The sequence below is a fragment of the Nocardiopsis baichengensis YIM 90130 genome, assembly GCF_000341205.1.
GTDB classification, from domain to species: domain Bacteria; phylum Actinomycetota; class Actinomycetes; order Streptosporangiales; family Streptosporangiaceae; genus Nocardiopsis_A; species Nocardiopsis_A halophila.
Genome location: NZ_ANAS01000066.1, coordinates 1 through 792, shown reverse-complemented (window position 1 = coordinate 792; position 792 = coordinate 1). Strand labels below are relative to the sequence as shown.

At 55.9% G+C, this 792-nt stretch carries 1 protein-coding gene; it reads right to left on the bottom strand.

Annotated features, from left to right (window positions below):
• Positions 1-176: 176 nt before the first annotated feature.
• Complete coding sequence (locus C892_RS31690; protein ID WP_017559962.1) at positions 177-353, bottom strand: hypothetical protein; 177 nt, start codon at positions 351-353, stop codon at positions 177-179.
• Positions 354-792 lie beyond the last annotated feature (439 nt).

Here is a 792-nt window from a genome sequence, read left to right as displayed (position 1 = left end):
TGCCCCGTGGGGCTGTATTCGATGTCGGTGCCCTCGCCGACCCCGGTTCGGGCTCGTTCTTCCCCAGCGTGCTGGAGCGGCGGCGCCGTATGGACATCCACGACATAGCCTGCCGCCGCACCAACCCCACACCGAAGGTCGTTCCAGGGAACTGACCGAAACCTTCTGTAAAATACTCAATATTCCACCAAGAAAGACAAAAAGAGGAATGCAAGCGCCACCGAGAAGACGACCATGCAAAGCACCACAGCAAACTTGGATCGCTTCCCTTTATCGAAAACCGACATACTAAGCCCGAGAATGAATCCCAGCGACACAAAGCCGAGCCCAGCCAGCAAAAGCACTTGATCCATTTCCCTCAAATCCTGTTAGAGCTAACTACTACACACCCTTACGCGATCTAGTTGTTAGCAACACAAGGCAAGCCACTTGGACCTGCACTTCATAGCCCCACCAGAGCAGCATCCGGATACATCAACGGGGAAGTGGTGGCACACTACTTCTTTACATGCGTCGACGGATCTACAGAAAATGCAACCAACCACTTCTCCGACAGCCTTTCCGACTGGCTTTTAGGGCCTCTTTGAAGCGTGCTGCCAAATTGAGTACCCGATACACATGAGAGTCAGAGCTACCCCGAGGCTTCCCGCGACCCAGCCGAGCGGGTTCCAAGCATTCGCCATGGCGAGGAAGCCCAAGCCAGTTAGCGCAGCACCTCCGAGCAGGCAAACTGGGTTGAGCCCGCTGGGGTCGCTTTTGTTGATGGGGTCGCAGGCCGCGTACCCGTACAGG